At 40.0% G+C, this 17,799-nt stretch carries 15 protein-coding genes and 5 pseudogenes; 13 read left to right on the forward strand and 7 right to left on the reverse strand.

Translation table 11 applies throughout. The features are described 5' to 3' along the window. Nucleotides 1–976: 976 nt before the first annotated feature. The 7 genes and pseudogenes from ACU8V8_RS06050 (at nucleotide 977) to ACU8V8_RS06080 (ending at nucleotide 7,043) form a co-directional block, all read left to right on the forward strand. Nucleotides 977–2,356: an MATE family efflux transporter gene (locus ACU8V8_RS06050; protein WP_446889136.1), complete on the forward strand. Its 1,380-nt coding sequence runs from the start codon at nucleotides 977–979 to the stop codon at nucleotides 2,354–2,356. Then, on the forward strand, nucleotides 2,353–4,353 hold the full coding sequence (gene uvrB, locus ACU8V8_RS06055) for an excinuclease ABC subunit UvrB (RefSeq protein ID WP_446889137.1): 2,001 nt from the start codon (nucleotides 2,353–2,355) through the stop codon (nucleotides 4,351–4,353). The genes ACU8V8_RS06050 and uvrB overlap by 4 nt, the downstream gene beginning before the upstream one ends. Continuing rightward, nucleotides 4,346–5,297 (forward strand): annotated as a pseudogene (locus tag ACU8V8_RS06060) (class I SAM-dependent methyltransferase). Before uvrB ends, ACU8V8_RS06060 begins: the two are co-directional and overlap by 8 nt. Then, nucleotides 5,284–5,955 carry a tRNA (adenine(22)-N(1))-methyltransferase TrmK gene (locus ACU8V8_RS06065; RefSeq protein WP_446889138.1) on the forward strand — a complete coding sequence of 224 codons (672 nt, stop codon included), beginning with the start codon at nucleotides 5,284–5,286 and terminating at the stop codon, nucleotides 5,953–5,955. Before ACU8V8_RS06060 ends, ACU8V8_RS06065 begins: the two are co-directional and overlap by 14 nt. Nucleotides 5,956–6,014: 59 nt before the next feature. After that, complete coding sequence (locus tag ACU8V8_RS06070) at nucleotides 6,015–6,239, forward strand: hypothetical protein (RefSeq protein WP_446889139.1); 225 nt, start codon at nucleotides 6,015–6,017, stop codon at nucleotides 6,237–6,239. Continuing rightward, nucleotides 6,184–6,705: a hypothetical protein gene (locus ACU8V8_RS06075; protein WP_446889140.1), complete on the forward strand. Its 522-nt coding sequence runs from the start codon at nucleotides 6,184–6,186 to the stop codon at nucleotides 6,703–6,705. Before ACU8V8_RS06070 ends, ACU8V8_RS06075 begins: the two co-directional genes overlap by 56 nt. 44 nt (nucleotides 6,706–6,749) lie before the next feature. After that, a complete protein-coding gene (locus tag ACU8V8_RS06080) occupies nucleotides 6,750–7,043 on the forward strand; it encodes a hypothetical protein (RefSeq protein ID WP_446889141.1) in 294 nt (97 codons plus the stop codon). Here the strand turns inward: ACU8V8_RS06080 and ACU8V8_RS06085 are convergent. Beyond that, a complete protein-coding gene (locus ACU8V8_RS06085; RefSeq protein WP_087531686.1) occupies nucleotides 7,030–7,272 on the reverse strand; it encodes a hypothetical protein in 243 nt (80 codons plus the stop codon). The genes ACU8V8_RS06080 and ACU8V8_RS06085 overlap by 14 nt on opposite strands. A gap of 161 nt (nucleotides 7,273–7,433) precedes the next feature. Here ACU8V8_RS06085 and ACU8V8_RS06090 point away from each other — a divergent pair. Continuing rightward, nucleotides 7,434–7,882, forward strand: a pseudogene (locus ACU8V8_RS06090) (methyltransferase family protein). A gap of 50 nt (nucleotides 7,883–7,932) precedes the next feature. On the opposite strand, the pseudogene queC reads toward ACU8V8_RS06090, so the two are convergent. Further along, nucleotides 7,933–8,590 (reverse strand): annotated as a pseudogene (gene queC / locus ACU8V8_RS06095) (7-cyano-7-deazaguanine synthase QueC). Between the two features lie 154 nt (nucleotides 8,591–8,744). On the opposite strand from queC, the gene queE reads away from it, so the two are divergent. Next, entirely contained in the window at nucleotides 8,745–9,410 is a 666-nt protein-coding gene (gene queE / locus ACU8V8_RS06100) for a 7-carboxy-7-deazaguanine synthase QueE (RefSeq protein ID WP_446889142.1), read from the forward strand. A gap of 80 nt (nucleotides 9,411–9,490) precedes the next feature. On the opposite strand, the gene ACU8V8_RS06105 is transcribed toward queE, so the two are convergent. Continuing rightward, nucleotides 9,491–11,458 carry a TonB-dependent receptor plug domain-containing protein gene (locus tag ACU8V8_RS06105; protein ID WP_446889143.1) on the reverse strand — a complete coding sequence of 656 codons (1,968 nt, stop codon included), beginning with the start codon at nucleotides 11,456–11,458 and terminating at the stop codon, nucleotides 9,491–9,493. A gap of 71 nt (nucleotides 11,459–11,529) precedes the next feature. Continuing rightward, nucleotides 11,530–11,892, reverse strand: a complete 363-nt coding sequence (locus ACU8V8_RS06110; RefSeq protein ID WP_446889144.1) for a hypothetical protein — start codon at nucleotides 11,890–11,892, stop codon at nucleotides 11,530–11,532. 178 nt (nucleotides 11,893–12,070) lie between these two features. Between ACU8V8_RS06110 and ACU8V8_RS06115 the strand changes: the two genes are divergently transcribed. Further along, complete coding sequence (locus ACU8V8_RS06115) at nucleotides 12,071–13,084, forward strand: DUF5924 family protein (RefSeq protein WP_446889145.1); 1,014 nt, start codon at nucleotides 12,071–12,073, stop codon at nucleotides 13,082–13,084. 22 nt (nucleotides 13,085–13,106) lie between these two features. Here the strand turns inward: ACU8V8_RS06115 and ACU8V8_RS06120 are convergent, their stop codons facing one another. Both ACU8V8_RS06120 and ACU8V8_RS06125 read right to left on the reverse strand, forming a co-directional pair. Then, entirely contained in the window at nucleotides 13,107–13,607 is a 501-nt protein-coding gene (locus ACU8V8_RS06120) for a M48 metallopeptidase family protein (protein WP_446889146.1), read from the reverse strand. Between the two features lie 4 nt (nucleotides 13,608–13,611). Further along, nucleotides 13,612–14,461, reverse strand: a pseudogene (locus ACU8V8_RS06125) (DUF72 domain-containing protein). Nucleotides 14,462–14,663: 202 nt separating this feature from the next. Here ACU8V8_RS06125 and aspS point away from each other — a divergent pair. The 3 genes from aspS (at nucleotide 14,664) to ACU8V8_RS06140 (ending at nucleotide 17,353) form a co-directional block, all read left to right on the forward strand. Then, complete coding sequence (gene aspS, locus ACU8V8_RS06130) at nucleotides 14,664–16,442, forward strand: aspartate--tRNA ligase (protein WP_446889147.1); 1,779 nt, start codon at nucleotides 14,664–14,666, stop codon at nucleotides 16,440–16,442. Between the two features lie 111 nt (nucleotides 16,443–16,553). Further along, on the forward strand, nucleotides 16,554–16,763 hold the full coding sequence (locus ACU8V8_RS06135; protein WP_446889148.1) for a hypothetical protein: 210 nt from the start codon (nucleotides 16,554–16,556) through the stop codon (nucleotides 16,761–16,763). Next, nucleotides 16,763–17,353, forward strand: a complete 591-nt coding sequence (locus tag ACU8V8_RS06140) for a pentapeptide repeat-containing protein (protein ID WP_446889149.1) — start codon at nucleotides 16,763–16,765, stop codon at nucleotides 17,351–17,353. Before ACU8V8_RS06135 ends, ACU8V8_RS06140 begins: the two co-directional genes overlap by 1 nt. A gap of 38 nt (nucleotides 17,354–17,391) precedes the next feature. Here ACU8V8_RS06140 and ACU8V8_RS06145 read toward each other — a convergent pair. Continuing rightward, nucleotides 17,392–17,713: pseudogene (locus ACU8V8_RS06145) on the reverse strand (hypothetical protein). Nucleotides 17,714–17,799: the final 86 nt, after the last annotated feature.

A 17,799-nucleotide genomic window follows, 5' to 3' on the forward strand; every position in this document is an offset into this window, starting at 1 on the left:
AATCGTACGTTTTATAACGCACGAAAATAGCAGTCGAAATAGCAAATACCGAAAATCAAATTAGTTTTGTACAAAAATTAACTAGGGTTACGCCAGTAATAAATGTATTAAAAATGCAGTTGCCTCGCTCAAAGGCATCAAAATCATAAAAAGTATTTTTAAGAGGCAGAAAGAATATTTAGCTAAGTTGAGCTTGCTAGCTACATAAATTAAGTTAATGAGTAAGCATTTCATTATTACCATGCAATAAAATCCATGATTATATTTTGCTTCAATTAAATTTGGTTTTTAGTATCTGAGTAGAAGGTTAGTAAAAGTTATTCTATATCAGTTATATAGTTGCTCAGATACGATATTAAAAAATAATTCACTTACATTAATATTTCTGCAATGTCTGGTTTGAGTATGTTTTTTGAACTGATTGATTAAATACATTAAAGTTAGTATTCGCCAACATGAAGTTTGCATAGAAATTTCAGCGTGGTTGTACGCCTTTATTAATGCGGGTTTGAGAGAGTTATCCACGGTTTCTGTGGATAACTCTGTTTATGAAACTTTAAGAACATCGTTTGAGCCTGATTTTTCGGGCGCTGTAAGGATATCAAGTATTTAAAACAGTTTTTTTATTATAAATAAAAACAATGACTTAAAAATTAAGGGTGAAAAACAACTGATTGATGAGTAAATTTATTCGTGACGATTAGATATCAGCAAGTTTTGTGTAAAAATACAGCAGCGGCCACGCGTTTTGTATAATAAAAGTTGCACAGCTGTATTTTTATTGTTTTTTACTAGAGGTTGGCTGCAATTTTCGTTAAACAGCTTGAAATAGTAAGTTTTCGTAGAGAAAGCAGCTTCTGTTTGCTTATTCTTGATAATTATTGCTGCTAGCTGGGATTCATTTGATAAATGCATGGCTTGAAAAGGCATCATGCTTTAAAATAGCACGCTTAATAAAAGAGGCTTATTTATTCCCATGCGTGCTAATTTGCAAACAAACACATCTCCTGATTTATTAAATGCCCCTATAGTTCCAACACTTAAACGAATGACTATACCAATGATTTTTGGCATGATCACGTTAATGATGTTTAATCTTGTTGATACTTTTTTTATCAGCATGCTTGGAACAGAGCCTTTAGCTGCTGTGAGCTTTACTTTTCCTGTCACGTTTACTGTTATTAGTTTGGCAATTGGCTTAGGCATTGGAACATCGGCAGTGATTGCCAAAGCACTAGGCAGTAACAATATAGAAGAAGCACGTTTTGATGCCAGCATGGCGTTGATTATCGCCGTAGTAATGGTTTTGTGTTTGTCACTTTTTGGTTACTTAATGCTTGAACCCATATTTACATTACTAGGAGCAGGGCAGCACACACTCCCATTAATACATGAATATATGAGTGTTTGGTTTCTGGGCAGCGTATTTTTAATTACTCCTATGGTTGGTAATTCAGTGCTTCGCGCTAGCGGCGATACAAAAACACCAAGCATTGTTATGGGGGGAGCAGGGCTGATTAATGCTGTTCTTGATCCTATGTTAATTTTTGGCTTTGGCCCTATTCCTACACTGGGGATTCAAGGTGCTGCTATTGCCAGTGTCATTGCATGGTCAGTTGCTGTGGTGATCATTTTATATATTTTAGCCGTAAAAAAAGGGTTATTAAGCTTACACGCAAAAAACCAAACGCCTTTAGCATCAATACAGAAGATATTAAAAATAGGCTTTCCCGCAGCGGGAGCCAATATGTTAACCCCAATTGCTATGGCTGTGATGACAGCATTAGTTGCAGGGTATGGTCCAGAAGCTGTTGCAGCATTTGGCGTCGGCAGTCGAATTGAGTCCATTGCAAGTTTAGTTGTACTCGCCTTATCAATGACATTGCCCCCATTTATTAGTCAAAACTTTGGTGCTGGTAAGCTGAGTAGAGTGAAGAGTGCGTACAGTACAACGTTAAAATTTGTCATGGTATGGCAATTTATTATTTATTTATTATTAATAGCTTTTTCTGGTGTTATAAGCCAGTTGTTTGGTAAAGAGCAAATGGTCATTGATGTTATCAAACTCTTTATATACACATTACCGCTTAGTTATGGCTTTCAAGGGGTGATAATTTTATCTAATTCGTCATTTAATGCCTTACATAAACCAATGAATGCGCTTATTTTGAGTGTTGTGCGTTTATTTGTATTTTATGTTCCATTTGCTTACGTCGGAAGTGTGCTTGCAGGATTGTCAGGGCTGCTAATCGGTGCTGCAATAGGCAATGTATTTACCGGTATTGTGGCGTATAAGTGGTTTATAAAAGAGCTAGACGCTATTAATAATCAACCAGTTAAGGAGTGCCAAGCATGAGTGATCATTTCCAATTGGTATCACAGTTTACCCCAAGCGGCGATCAACCCACTGCGATAGCCCAGCTTTGTGAAGGTTTAGAAGCCGGTTTGGCTCATCAAACTTTACTCGGTGCAACCGGGACCGGTAAAACATTTACCATGGCGAACATTATTAATGATTTAAATCGCCCAACGATTATTATGGCGCACAATAAAACATTAGCAGCACAGCTTTACGGTGAAATGAAAGAGTTTTTCCCCAATAATGCTGTTGAATATTTTGTCTCTTACTATGATTATTACCAACCTGAAGCTTACGTTGTAGCCAGCGATACGTTCATCGAAAAAGATGCATCAATTAACGAACATATCGAACAAATGCGCTTAAGTGCGACTAAAGCCTTGTTAGAGCGTCGTGATACGATAATAGTGGCCTCAGTATCAGCCATTTATGGTTTGGGTGACCCTGATTCATACATGAAAATGATGCTGTTATTAAAAGTCGGGGAGACCGTTGACCAACGCGATATGTTACGCAGATTGGCTGAATTACAATACACCCGTAACGACATTGATTTTAGTCGTGGTACTTATCGAGTACGTGGTGAAGTAATCGATATTTTTCCTGCAGAGTCAGACACCTATGCAGTACGTGTTGAAATGTTTGATGACGAAATAGAGCGCTTAAGTATTTTTGACCCACTTACTGGTGCAATTGAGAAGCACATTGTACGCGCAACTATTTACCCTAAAACGCACTATGTCACACCACGCGAGAAGATTCTTGATGCGGTAGAGCATATCAAGGCCGAACTTAAAGATCGCCGTGCACAACTGCTCAGCGCCAATAAGTTGGTTGAAGAGCAGCGCGTTGCACAGCGTACCCAGTACGACATAGAAATGATGACCGAGCTTGGTTATTGCTCAGGCATAGAAAACTACAGCCGTTACTTATCGGGTCGTACACCTGGCGATCCACCCCCTACGTTATTGGATTATTTGCCTGACGATGCATTAATGATTATTGACGAGTCACACGTTACTGTATCGCAAATTGGCGCTATGTATAAAGGTGATAGAAGCCGTAAAGAAAACTTAGTTGAATATGGCTTTCGGATGCCATCAGCAATGGATAACCGACCACTTCGATTTGAAGAGTTTGAAGCCATTGCGCCACAAACTATTTATGTTTCAGCAACCCCTGGGGATTTTGAATTAGAGCGTTGTGGTGATGATATTGCTGAACAAGTTATTCGCCCAACAGGTTTGCTTGACCCTGAAATAGAAGTGCGCCCTGTGGGCACCCAGGTTGATGATTTACTCTCTGAAATTTACAAACGGGTGGAAATTGATGAACGGGTGCTGGTAACAACACTCACTAAACGTATGGCCGAAGATTTAACCGACTACCTCAATGAGCATAACGTAAAAGTACGTTATTTACACTCAGACATAGACACTGTCGAGCGCGTTGAGATTATTCGTGATTTTCGTGCTGGGGTGTTTGATGTGTTAGTCGGTATTAACTTATTACGTGAAGGTTTAGACATGCCAGAAGTGTCGTTAGTGGCGATACTTGATGCTGATAAAGAAGGCTTTTTACGTTCAGCTCGCTCACTTATACAAACAATAGGACGTGCTGCACGACACTTAAATGGCCGTGCCATTTTATATGCTGATCGGGTAACTAAGTCGATGGCCAAAGCGATGGACGAAACTCAGCGTCGTCGTGATATCCAACATGCCTACAATGTAAAGCATGGTATAGAGCCTAAAGCACTGCTGAAGAAAATAACCGACATTATGGATGTAGGTGAGCAAGCCGGTCCACAAGATAACTTAAAACTTATTCGTAAAGAAACCACGCAAGTGCTTAGTGCAAAAGAGATTGCGGCGCAGATTAAACAACTTGAGAGTAAAATGCATGCCTATGCGAGCGACCTTGAGTTTGAAAAGGCCGCCTCAGTACGCGATGAAATACACGAATTACAACAACAGTTGATTAAAAATGCATAATTTTTCTCCTCTTATTAGTGCACTTGAAAGTGCACCGCTTGCAGCTAATGAGCTGTGCCGTATTTTTCATGGCCGTGGTCACAGTGTTGAGCACTTAAGTCATTTAAATTTAGACTTTTATCCACCGAGCTTGTTTTTAGTATCGTATGAAGAAATTGACGATGACACATTAAAGGAATTAACCGATCAGGTGTGGCAATGGGCGCAACAACATGCACCTGATCAGGTTACTGCGATGGTTTACCAGCAAAGAGCTGGGTTACAAACGCAAAATAAATTAGTGCAGGGAATACTGCCCGAACCTCATACAGTTAAAGAAGGTGCCGTTGAATTTATTGTAGATTTAATGAGTCGGCAAAATACCGGTATCTTCCCTGATATGCGAAGTGGTCGCGAGTTTGTGAGCAACAACAGCCAAAACGCAAAGGTCCTTAATTTATTCTCTTATACGTGTGGTTTTTCAGTCAGTGCGATGCAAGGTGGAGCTGATTCAGTGATCAACATGGATATGAATAAAGGTGTATTACGCACAGGTAAACAAAATCATCAGCTGAATGGTTTTGAGCGTGGTGTGAGCTTTTTACCTCATGATATTTTGAAATCGTTTGGTAAGCTAAAAAAAGCGGCACCGTTTGATTTGATCATTGTCGATCCGCCTAGCTTTCAAAAAGGTAGTTTTATACTCACCAAAGACTATCAAAAAGTATTACGGCGCTTACCTGAGCTACTTAATAGCAATACCCAGCTTTTTGCTCTGCGCAAATAGTCCCGAGCTAAGTGAAAGCGCATTCAAAGCACTGATTGCAGAGCATACCCACGATGCCATTGAGTTTGTAGAGCGCCTTGCTCCTACGGCTGGTTTTATTGAAATTGACAGTGACCGTAGCTTAAAAGCGCTTATTTATAAAACTTCAGCAAAACACGGTATGAATGAAACTGAGTAATCGTTTAAATGCGATCAATGCGTTAATCACTCAGCCCTATGATGTGATTTGGGATTGCTGTTGTGATCATGGTTTGCTGGGTATGGCAATTCTCAAGCGCGAGATTGCAAAAAAAGTGGTGTTTGTTGATATTGTACCTGAGCTGATGAGCGAGCTTAATGTGACATTGACGCGTTTTGCGGGTTCTCAGTCAAGCAGTGACTGGCAAGTAATGTGTAAAGATGTAGGCGGTATTACACTTGAGAACAACGCCAAACAGTTAGTGATTATCGCCGGTGTGGGAGGCGAGTTACTACTTAAGTTAATGCAGCAAATTATAGCCAACCACACTCAACAAGAATTAGCTAAAATAAGCTTTATTATCTGCCCAGTTCATCATACCTACAGTTTAAGAGAGGGGCTAAACGAGCTTGATTTAGGCCTGATATCAGAACACATTATTGTTGAAAATAAGCGTTTCTATGAAGCCCTACACCTTAGTTTTGAAAGCACAACTAAAATAACCCCAACAGGCAATACGATGTGGGATATGAGTAATAAACATCATCGTAGCTATTTAAATAAACTGCTTTTGCATTATACGCGAATGGCACAGCAGAGCCCGCAACGCTTTGAAAAAGTGATCAATGATTACAAACAATTGTTAAGCATTGAGTGATCTATTTAATACTGTTAATTCGTAATACAAAGATAACCTGTAGATGAATTGAAGTAAGTATGAATCGTCAAACAATGAGACCTTCGGGCAATAATAATGAAAAGTGGCCGCATAGTTATGAACAGCCCATCTCTTATGCGCCACTTGTTCAACTTGCTAATAATAATTGGGTCGTGCCGCAGCACTTTTTACGTTACAAGCATACGTTAACGTCAGTCAATGAAGTGCTTGAAAAAATCAAGTTTTCAGCACACTTTACAGTGCTCGCAGCGCAAAAAAGATAACCAACTATATTTACAAGTAGCGGTTCTGAGCCCTGATAATTATCAAACTAATACACAAACTCCTGATGCTAAAAAGTTACTTTTTGGTCGGCGTTGGTACGTGGAAGAAAACCTACCTACCTCGGAGTTAATTCAAACCGCTTTTTTAGCGCTAAAAATCGCGAGAGAACATGAAGTAAGAGAGTTATTTCAGTTCAAACACCATCACGGTACTAGTACACCATTTAATAACCATCATGATCTTCCCTTAATGGCTGACAATGCAGCTTTAGTACATCTAAGCGATGAGTGTGATATCGATATACATACGCTCTTAAGTCATTGTCTGTTTGCAGGTGAAGCGCTTGAATTAGTTTCGGTGCAGAATATTGATCCAACCAGTTGGGTGTACCGAGTTCAGCTTATGTGTAGTGAGTGTCAGCTTAGTGAATTTAATAATGCGTCCATTACCTTTTTTGGTTACTGATAATACAAGTAACGGGTTTTTTACATGGCTTAATGAATGCGCTTGTGGATAAAAGTAACGAATATGTGAGTGAGCAATTTAGTTACGCTGGATTAACGCGGTTTGGTCGATGTATCGCAGTTGAAAAAGTGGGGGAGTTGAGCATCAAGTTGAGATCGCATAATACCTTACAATTATGCTCTTTGGGTAAACAAAACGCGAATCGACTTAATTTTGAAATCGATAGTGCACGCGTTCCACAAGGTTGTGATAGCGAAATTACGGGTTTTTTAGCCGCTCATGGTATCGAACGGCCAGAAAATGCGCATTTGTACACAAAGCAGTTTAAAGTCGATTAATTTCTTGTTTAACATCATAACTTGAGTCGGTTACGATAGCTTCAAGTGTTTGTACGCGTTCTTTTAGTGCGCGTACTTCAGCATTTACCGCATCTAGTTGTTTATTTGCATCGTTATTGTTGTTTTGCATTTTATGTTTAAACTCAAGGTGCTTCTTGTACATATCGTATATGACTCCAGAGCCAACCGAAATAAACACAATTAACACGATCATCGTTGTACCTGACATAACTTTTATTTCCTTTATTCGTTTTTATTAGTATAAAGTATAACCTGCTTTACGCACCCAGAAAGCTGACAATTGTAACTTTATTTGTATTCTTAGTCTGGGAGGTTAAATTAAGGCCGTTTACTAAGTCAGTATAAGTGAAACTATCTAGAAGGATATGTATGTTAAATAATAAAATACCGCCGGTATTGGTAGTACTTTTTTCGCCGCGATTATGGCGTTAGTTGCTCACTATAGTGTTATCGATTTGAGCGCATTTATTAGCTATGTTGCCGCTATTTTTGTGGTTATAGGGGTTATTTTTTGTATTGCCGGTGTGGTGAGTTTTCGTTTAGCTAAAACTACTGTTAATCCTAATAACCCTGAGCAGGCTACGGAGCTTGTAACAACAGGAGTGTATAAGTTGTCTCGTAATCCTATGTATGTTGGTTTTGCGTTTATATTATTAGGCTGGGGCGTGTGGCTAATGTCTATTTGGGCTATCGCTTGCATTGCGGGGTTTGTTGCGTATTTAACGCTTTTTCAGATAATTCCAGAGGAGCGCGCATTGAGCAAAATATTTGGTCAACAATACACAGATTACATGAACCGAGTAAGACGCTGGTTATAAATAATAAAAAAGGCTATCAATGATAGCCTTTAATTTAGCTTCAAATAAGCTTATTCATACTCAAGTGGGTCTGTAACGTCGTTAAGTTTAAATGCTTCAAGGCGGTTCTTGGCACGCACCACATTTACCACAGGCTTTTTCTCGGCCGTTATAACAGGTCCAAGTTTGGCTGTAGTCTAGTCCCATTTTTATACCATCGGTTAAAATATCAATTTTAGTATTGTTTAAGTAAGGGCTAAAAATTTCGACAGCATCGTAATTAGCAATACGGCATAAATCGTCCATTTTCTTCACAAACTCAGGACGACAATCAGGATAAATAGCATGATCGCCCGAATGGGCACCATAATAAACTTGGCTGGCTTTAAGAGAAACAGCATACCCAACAGCTAATGACAGTAAAATCATATTACGGTTAGGCACGATGGTACTTTTCATGCTTTCTTCTTCGTAATGGCCTTCAGGCACGTCAATATCGTCAGTTAATGATGAGCCACCAATAAGTTGGTTGATGGCAGAGATATCAACGATTTTATGTGGAACATTAAGCTTTTCACATACTTGTGCGGCGACTTTTAGCTCTTTAACATGACGCTGACCATAATCAAATGATAAGGCGTAAACATCGTGGCCTTCTTGCAGGGCTTTATTTAATACGGTAAATGAATCCATACCGCCGGAATAAATCACAACTACTTTTTGCGTCATATCTGTTTTGCTCTTAGTTTTAATAGAGGTTTATATCAGGGCGCGATATACTACACGGCTGGAGCATAAATAACAATTTTTGCCCGTGCTTTTTGATTTCTATTTTATCGCTATTTTAACCGATAAATATGCTAAGTAGTAAGTGAGATAACGTTTGTACAAAATAAATGAAGTATTTGAAACAATCCAAGGTGAAGCAAGTTTTACAGGCACGCCTTCAATATTTTTGCGTCTGCAAGGCTGCCCGGTTGGGTGTGCTTGGTGTGATACAAAACAAACTTGGGATGTCGATAACGTATATAAAGTTTCACTTGATGAGACGGTAGAAAAAAAAGCCGACTCAGATCACTGGGCTGATGCATCAGCACAGCAAATATTAGCGCTATTTAAATCGCGAGGGTACCGTGCAAAACATGTGGTGATCACCGGTGGCGAGCCATGCATGTATGACTTAAACCCAGTATGCGTATTACTTCATGAGAATGGTTTTAGTACGCAAATAGAAACCAGCGGCACTTTTGAAATTTTAGTACCAACGCAAACATGGGTTACTGTATCGCCAAAAATTAATATGCGTGGTGGCTATGAAGTGCTGACCTCGGCAATGAAGCGCGCAGATGAAATAAAGCACCCCATTGCAATGCAAAAACATGTAGAAGAGCTTGAAGCATTATTTGCTAAAACGGGTGTTGACCCTAAATTAGTCTACTTGCAACCTATTAGCCAAAAAGTTTCTGCAACGAAATTGGCAATAGAAACGTGCATTGATAAAAACTGGCGTTTATCTGTGCAAGTACACAAGTACTTAGGAATCAGTTAGCAAACGTTGTATTTTATTTTTTATAGCTGAATTTGTAAAAACACGCCGGTGATTATCTTACCAGCGTGTTTACACCTTCATTAATCGTTAAACTTGATACGAATGCCAGCATTGACAGTAAAACCATCGTTTCGAGACCAAATATCTGTCGTCCAACGGCCACTCGGTGCTTGTTGTGGCAATATGAGAGAGTCTTCTTTTGTTTGTCTTACATTGAGTAAATTCTCTGCATTAACAAAATAGCTAATCCGCCCAACTGTAATTTGCCCAAGTAAACCTAAGTGCCAGTAAGCATCACTTTTATCTCTGTAAGGGTTATTCTCAAGGTGTTGTGTGCCGGTATAGTAGGCTTCAAAACCAACTAGGTGACTACCATGTTCTTCCCACATAATTACTGCACCCGCTGAGTGTTCTGGAGTGAGAGTAAGAGGCACACGACCTGTTCCTGAGCTGCTTTGTTTACTTGCATCTGTATATAAATAACTACCCGTTAGCTTGATATCATTCCAGCGATAACGTAATAGAAATTCTGCACCGCGTATTTCACTTTGGCCAGGTGCGTTGACAATGCGAACATTTTTATCTGAAGGTGTGAGTTGCTGATTAATAACTTCTAACTCAGTGACGTTTTCAACATCGGAGGAGAAAAAGGTAACACTTGTTTCGACGCTATCAAATGCATAGCTGATATCGATAGAGGCGGTGTTTGCATGTTCCTCTTCAATACCTTCAAGCGGTTCTAAATGGGATAAACCAGCATCTTCAATGTCTTCAATAAATGGGGAGGGGGCGAAAAAACCTTTACCGTACGAGCCTCTTACGGTCCAGTTTTCTGGTTTATAAAGCATGGAAATTCGCGGACTAAATTGCGTGCCGTATTCATTGTGCCAGTCGGCACGTGCACTCAACGACAACGATATATTTTCGCTTGCTTCATAATCAAGTTGTGAAAAAACACCCGGCACTTCGTAGCTGTAGTCAAACGCGGAAAAGTCTTCAGATTGGTATTTTTCAGATTGATACGCGGCACCGACTAGCCATGCGATGTTGTCGGTATAACCAGAGATACTTGACTCAAATAAATAACTTTCATGGTTGTCATCTTCGTTTACTGTGCCATATACGTGATCATGATCTTGCTGCATTGCAGAGCCACGTACATTTAAGGCCAGTACTTCATTTAATGGTTTATCAAATATAAACCCAGTATCGAGCCTTAAGCTGTCTTGTGTTTGTGCAAATGGGTTGCCATCTGGCATGGTTGCGTTTTCAACGGTGCCGCCATCTCGTTGCTCGGTCATTGCACCTACAGTGACGTATAAATTGGCGCCATTATCACCTTCCCAATAGATACGGGGTCGTACACTTGCTCTATTATAGCTTGCCATATCAAGCCAGCCATCATCATCTAAGTCTTGCTCTTCTTGATGATGAAGCCCTGCGGTAACAGAGGCGCTGATTGAGTCAGTTAACGGGGCCGCAAAGTAAGAGGTAACATCTTGGCCATTTTTTGAGGTCGCATTGAGGAGAACTTCGCCCTCAAATTCATCGCTCGGCGTACGTGAAATCAAATTGATCACACCACCTAGCGCAGAGCCTCCATATAATGAAGAAGCAGAGCCTTTTATGATCTCAACATTGGCAAGATCAGTCGGCGGGATTTGTAATAAGCCTATTGATTGACCGCCATATAATGGCAGTCCGTCACTAAGTAGCTGGGTATAGCGGCCATATAGGCTTTGCAAACGGATATTTGCACTGCCTAAAGCGGGTGAAGTGTTTTGCACGCGTACACCGCCAGTTTCTGCCACTAACATTGAAATGTTGCCAGGGCGCATTAACGCTTTTTCATGTATTTCTTCAGCATTGATAATTTCAGTGCGAGTTGCTGACTCGGTAACAATTCGACCAAGACGAGAAGCCGTGACTTGGATTTTCTCTATCGATTTTTTTTCATGCTCGTCATGGTCATGATGCTGTTCGTTGGCGAACGAATAAGCAGGGAGTAAAGCAGCAACAACAGCTAGCTTAGATGTTTTTATAAACATATTTGTCTCATAATTGTATTAAAGTAGAGCGAATTAGCCCTTAACGTGGCTAAAAAACATGGGAACTGTATTTATGAGATAGCGATAGGAGGGCGGTAAATATAAGTGGCAACGGAGATTATTTTTGCAATATTTTGTTTTATAGCGTGATGATTTTGCATATCAATTTGAGTTGTCGTGATTTCTGACGGCAGATAAAAGGCTGATACACAAGTATTTGCAGGGCAAAAGCAGGTGCTATCACAACACTCTATTTCGCAACAGTCATCGTCACTCTTTGTGGTGTTTTCAATCCCCAGAGGGCTGTCAATATTTAACGTTTGATTGTAAAGGTGAGTACTGTTCGAAGGAGATACACTATACGCCATACTTTGTTCAGCAAAGGTGAGCAAAATAAACAAAACAGCCAACATGTTTGAAAATGGCTTAGGCATAGTAATCTCAAAAGGAAGAAGTGTGAACATTATATTGAATTTACAATGTGATGTGAATACTTGTGACTCATAACTAAATAATTTTAGAGCAAAAGTGTAAATCCGTTGTTCATGTATTAAGGTATATTGTTTAGGTGACTAACTAAGATGTTAAGTTGTAAAAGGATCTTATTTTTGCATGAGCTATTTTAAAAATCTAATAACAAAATTCATAATGATGATGCAAAATCGACCGGGCTTATTAGCGGTGTTTGCATTTTGCAGCGGTGTGGCAAGTTATGTGTTAGTTGAGCGAAAGGAGTCGTTTTCGCAAATTATAGCTATACTTTTACTCGTCAGCTGGGTGTGGTTAATCGTTGATAATTGGCTACGCGATAAAGTTGAGCAGCGCTTTGGTGTTGCTGTTTCGCCAAATTTTATGTGTTTTGCATTACAGATGGTGCAACAAGAAAGCTTGTTTTTTGCATTGCCGTTTTTTCTCGCAGTGACGTCATGGAACCATCCGCAGGCTGTGTTTACTTCCTTGATTATTCTATGTGCATTTATATCGGTTGTTGATCCGCTTTATTATAAAAAGTTAGCTAAACACAGCATATTATTTACCGTATTTCATAATTTCGCACTGTTCGTTGTTATTCTCGTTACTCTGCCTATTTTACTTAATCTTACAACCAGTGAAAGCTTAACAATAGCATTGATCACCTCAGTTATTTGTACACTGCCAAGTTTAGGTAATTTAATGCCAAATGCACGCTGGTGGCGTTTTCCTTTACTCGTTTTATTATTAAGTGCGCTTAGCGCGGGTTTATGGCAGCTACGTAGCTGGGTACCGCCGGCAGCGCTGCGCTTAACAGATATTACATTATCCCATGAAGTCGATGTTGCACAACGCAAGCCCATCGGTAACGTGAAGCAATTAGATGTAAAAACATTACATAACGAAGGTTTGTATAGTTGGACAGCGGTGAAGGCACCAAGAGGGTTAAACGAAAAGATTTTTCATGTTTGGATCCTTAATAACCAAGTCGTGGAGCGAATTGCATTAGATATCACCGGCGGGCGAGAGCAGGGCTATAGAGCATGGACCCATAAAATGAACTTTCCCGCAGACCCTGTTGGCAAATGGCAAGTACAAGTAGTAACCGAGTCAGGGCAGTTAATAGGCTTAACTAAGTTTGTAGTGGGCGCATAGTCAGTAGTACTAATGGATACTATTAGGTTAAATAAGGATTATTATTTTGCGCCACTAACACACAAAATATTCGCAAATCTAACTCCAGCTGGTGGTACTCTGGCTCCATGTGGCAACACAGGGCGTAAAAACTTTTGTTGTGATCTTTTTCTTTAAAGTGAGCGAGCTCGTGAACCACGAGTGCTTTTAATAATGGCTCTGGTGCGCGCAGTAAATCGCTGTTGATCGCTAAATCGTGTTTGCGGGTTTTGCCTTGCATACGGTAAGTATGTGTACCCAGTGCGTTAGTGACCATATCACCTTGCTTTTTAAATGCCGCGCGGCCAAACGGTGGTGCATTTTTTAAGTAGCGTTTTTTAAGCTCGGTTGCGTAAGCATATAATGACTTGTCACTCGTTATCGTATGAGCATGCGGGTATTTTTTAGTTAAGTATGCGCCGTGTTTGTTGTTATTAATGAGCTGCATCACTTGGGTGACAATTTGTTCAGGGTAGCCGGTAAAATAGCGAGAGTAGTCTTTCATAAATTTAAAATAAGCTCGATTGAGTGGCTTCTTTTTCACCTACAAAAGGTGATAAAACGCGGTGGTTATAATTTAAGTCTTGGCAAAATTGACGCGCTAACAATGGAGCTTGGCGATTATCGGCGGTATGAAAAAACACATAAGGGGTTTTACCTTCATCGAGCCATTGTTGTACTTTTTTCAGCCACGGCTGGTAGTAGCTTTTATAGTCATGTTCTAGACTGGCAATCACAAATCTGGCCATTGGCTGCTCACCGGTTGCGATAGCATGAACAGGTAAGTGAGGCTTTTTTTGCTGCGCATCTATCAAGGCTTCGGTATTAGCTTTTACCGCAAACAGGGCGCGCGTGTCCATGGCAATGCGGTTTATGTTGTTGGCCATTAATAACTGGTTTAACGCAACTTCTGCATCACCTTTTTTAAAGAACTCCACCGTGGCGCACTTCAACTCCGTAGTTTATATCGTGTGGCAACTTACTAATAAACTGAGCGAGAAGGGGCAATTGTGCAGGGCTAAAGCTACTTGGTAGTTGCAACATGATTTGCCCAATATAAGGTAATAGCGGTTCGAATAAGTTAAACCAAGCAGTTAGCTCATCATCAATATTGGTTAATTGTAATTCGTGGCTAAAGCGGCGGTGGAATTTAAAGGTAAATTTAAAATCGTTATTAACAGCATCACGCCAGCGCTTTAGGGATTCAATACTAGGGTCGGCGTAAAAGCTTGTATTACCTTCAACAGAATTGAACACCTGCGCGTATTCATGCAGCATGTCAGCATTTTTACAATGGCTGGATAACAAATTGCCTTTCCACGCGGTGCTTGACCACTGCGGACACCCTAAATACAACATAAAACGGTTAACTGATTGTGTGTTTTGGCTAGTATATCAAATCTATAAATTGAAAGCACAGTGCCCGCTGCCGCGCTCGCATTTTTAAGTAACTTGGGTATAATGCACCCCCTAAAATGATTAATAAATAGTGGCTTTAACTCCCCAAAAACAGCAAATTCTTAGGGAAAGCGGCTATGAGTCTTTAACTGACAGGAATACTATGCGCTCTATATACTGCGGACAGCTTAATAAAACTCACGTGGATCAAGAAGTTGAACTATGTGGCTGGATAAATAAACGACGTGACCTTGGTGGTCTTATTTTTGTTGACTTACGCGACAGAGAAGGCTTAGTGCAAGTTGTATTCGATCCTGAAGTTGAAGGCTTAATGGATACAGCTAATAAACTTCGTCAAGAATTTTGTGTGCAGCTTAAAGGTGTTGTTCGTGCACGCCCAGAGAGCCAAGTAAACAAAGATATGGCAACAGGTGAAGTTGAAATTCTAGGCACTAGCTTAACTATCATCAATCGCTCTGAGCCGTTACCGCTTGATTTTAACCAAGTAAATTCAGAAGAGCGCCGCTTAAAGTACCGTTATTTAGATTTACGTCGTTTAGAGATGAGCGACCGTATTAAGTTACGTGCTAAGGCAAGCAGCTTTGTTCGTCGCTTTTTAGATGAAAATGCATTTTTAGATATTGAAACACCTGTTTTAACTAAAGCAACACCTGAAGGTGCGCGTGACTATTTAGTACCAAGCCGTGTTCACAAAGGCAGCTTTTACGCATTACCGCAATCACCACAGTTGTTTAAGCAATTATTGATGATGTCTGGTTTTGATCGTTACTACCAAATCGTTAAATGTTTCCGTGATGAAGATTTACGTGCTGATCGTCAACCTGAATTTACTCAAATAGATTTAGAAACGTCGTTCATGAGCTCTGATCAAGTACGCGGTATGACTGAAAAGATGATCCGTGAAATGTGGCAGTCATTGCTTAACGTTGATTTAGGCGGGTTCCCAATCATGCCTTATTCAGAGGCGATGAGCTTGTACGGCTCAGATAAACCAGACCTACGTAACCCAATGAAGTTGATTGACGTTGCTGATTTGGTAAAAGACGTTGAGTTTAAAGTATTCTCAGGCCCTGCAAATGATGAAAAAGGCCGTGTTGCAGTACTAACAGTTCCAGGTGGTGCTAAGCTTTCTCGTAAGCAGTTAGATGACTACACCAAGTTTATTGGTATTTACGGTGCGAAAGGCCTAGCTTGGATGAAAGTTAACGACCGTGATGCAGGCGCTGAAGGTGTTCAATCGCCAATTGCCAAGTTCTTAAACGAAGAAGTGATTAACGAACTTCTAGCACGTACTAATGCACAAACTGGCGACATCATTTTATTTGGTGCAGATAAACGCAACACAGTAAATGAAGCCATGGGCGCATTACGCTTGAAGATTGGTGTTGATTTAGAAATCACTAACCTTGATAGCTGGGCACCACTTTGGGTTGTTGACTTCCCAATGTTTGAAGAAGATGACGAAGGCACACTTCACGCCGTTCACCATCCATTTACTGCACCTAAAGACATCAGTGCTGAAGAGCTTGAAGCAAACCCTGCAGCGGCTATCTCAGATGCCTACGATATGGTATTAAACGGCTACGAAGTAGGCGGCGGCTCTGTTCGTATTCACAATGCAGATATGCAAGAAGCGGCTTTTAGAATTCTAGGTATTGAAGCACAAGAGCAACAAGACAAGTTTGGCTTCTTACTTGACGCGCTTAAATACGGCACGCCACCGCATGCCGGTCTTGCGTTTGGTTTAGACCGTTTAGTAATGCTACTGTGTGGTACTGATAACATTCGTGACGTTATTGCTTTCCCTAAAACAACACAAGCTTCATGTTTACTAACTGACGCACCAAGTAAAGCCAATGCAGATTCATTGACTGAGCTTGCTATCAACGTTGTTGAAAAAGCTGAAAAACCAGCTGAATAAGTTATAACACAGTGCTTAAGTGCACCGACTTTAAAAAACCCTTAGGTCTATACCTAAGGGGTTTTTTTATGATTTACTTTAAGCTTAACTAATTAATAATAAGGAAATAAAATGTCTTTTAATGCGACCCTTTTAGGTCTTATCGTTCTCGTTTTAATACCGATATTTGGGCTAGTTAGTTATTTCTTAGGAAAGCGTAAAACAACAACTCCTATAATAGTTGGTATTATTGGTGGTTTTTTAGGTTTGGTGCCGATACTTGGCCTTATTTTTATTGCTGTATTAGCTTTAAAGAGTGATTTATCTAAAGAAGCTGTTTGATGTTTTCACAAAACGATTATTATGAGCACGAATTCTTCAAGGTTAAAGCAACAGCACAGCGTTTTAGCGACATTGAATTTGAACAATGCCAATTTATTGAGTGTGACTTCAGTCACAGTCAATTCAGTAACTGTCGTTTTATCGATTGTGAGTTTATTAATTGCAATTTGTGTGATTTAAGTTGGAACTACAGCTCATTAGAAGAGGTGAGTTTTAAAGGCTGCAAACTCAATAGCATTGTTTGGGGACAAGTCAACTGGCCGCAACTAGCATTAACTGCGCCTGTTAGTTTTAAAGACTGCGAGCTTAGCCATAGCTCATTTTTCGAGTTGTCATTAAAAGCGTTAACAATGACGGACTGCTTTGCAAAAGATGTTGATTTTAGACATGCCAACTTAGCGAAAAGTCAGTTTATAGGCACAGATTTTAGAGACAGTGTGTTTCATCAAACCAATTTAAGTAACGCTAATTTTGTCGGTGCTACACAGTTCAATATTGATATAAAAAATAACGACATCAGTGGTGCTAAATTTGAACGACTTGAAGCGTTAAATTTATTAGCAGGACTTGATATCGAGCTGGTGGATTAGCCGTAGAGCTTACGGCTAATGCGCTATTGTACTTACTATTAGCAGGCTGGGCCGTTTTTATTGCGAGCGCTGGCAAGGGCGCGAGCAATTTCAAGTAGCGCAGGGTTAATATCATCAGCGCCATCTTTAATTAACTTAGTCACATCGCCAGATGAGTATAAGCTATCACGGGGTGATTTAATGCCGGTTTCTTACAAAATCCTTTGTTTTACCTGTGCTACCGGTTTCAATAAACTTAAAAATAATACGTTCGTTATTATTTTTTGGCTCGGCTTGTAGTACTGCGATTTCTTCTTTATAGGCTTCAATGCGACTTTGTAAAATGTCGATACGTTGTTCGATGCTGCTGTATGATTTCATGGGACACTTTTAAATAAATATAAATATTAGCGCTATTATTGCATATAATTAAAATTATGGCGCTGCTAAACACGACACAGCGCCTT

The organism is Pseudoalteromonas sp. SaAl2 (assembly GCF_052947895.1).

Bases quoted from the DNA above. Each gene is read 5' to 3' on its own strand.
- ACU8V8_RS06050 (WP_446889136.1), top strand. From the start codon at position 977: ATGCGTGCTAATTTGCAAACAAACACATCTCCTGATTTATTAAATGCC.
- uvrB (WP_446889137.1), top strand. From the start codon at position 2,353: ATGAGTGATCATTTCCAATTGGTATCACAGTTTACCCCAAGCGGCGAT.
- ACU8V8_RS06065 (WP_446889138.1), top strand. From the start codon at position 5,284: ATGAAACTGAGTAATCGTTTAAATGCGATCAATGCGTTAATCACTCAG.
- ACU8V8_RS06070 (WP_446889139.1), top strand. From the start codon at position 6,015: ATGAATCGTCAAACAATGAGACCTTCGGGCAATAATAATGAAAAGTGG.
- ACU8V8_RS06085 (WP_087531686.1), bottom strand. From the start codon at position 7,272: ATGTCAGGTACAACGATGATCGTGTTAATTGTGTTTATTTCGGTTGGC.
- ACU8V8_RS06105 (WP_446889143.1), bottom strand. From the start codon at position 11,458: ATGTTTATAAAAACATCTAAGCTAGCTGTTGTTGCTGCTTTACTCCCT.
- ACU8V8_RS06110 (WP_446889144.1), bottom strand. From the start codon at position 11,892: ATGCCTAAGCCATTTTCAAACATGTTGGCTGTTTTGTTTATTTTGCTC.
- ACU8V8_RS06115 (WP_446889145.1), top strand. From the start codon at position 12,071: ATGAGCTATTTTAAAAATCTAATAACAAAATTCATAATGATGATGCAA.
- ACU8V8_RS06120 (WP_446889146.1), bottom strand. From the start codon at position 13,607: ATGAAAGACTACTCTCGCTATTTTACCGGCTACCCTGAACAAATTGTC.
- aspS (WP_446889147.1), top strand. From the start codon at position 14,664: ATGCGCTCTATATACTGCGGACAGCTTAATAAAACTCACGTGGATCAA.
- ACU8V8_RS06135 (WP_446889148.1), top strand. From the start codon at position 16,554: ATGTCTTTTAATGCGACCCTTTTAGGTCTTATCGTTCTCGTTTTAATA.
- ACU8V8_RS06140 (WP_446889149.1), top strand. From the start codon at position 16,763: ATGTTTTCACAAAACGATTATTATGAGCACGAATTCTTCAAGGTTAAA.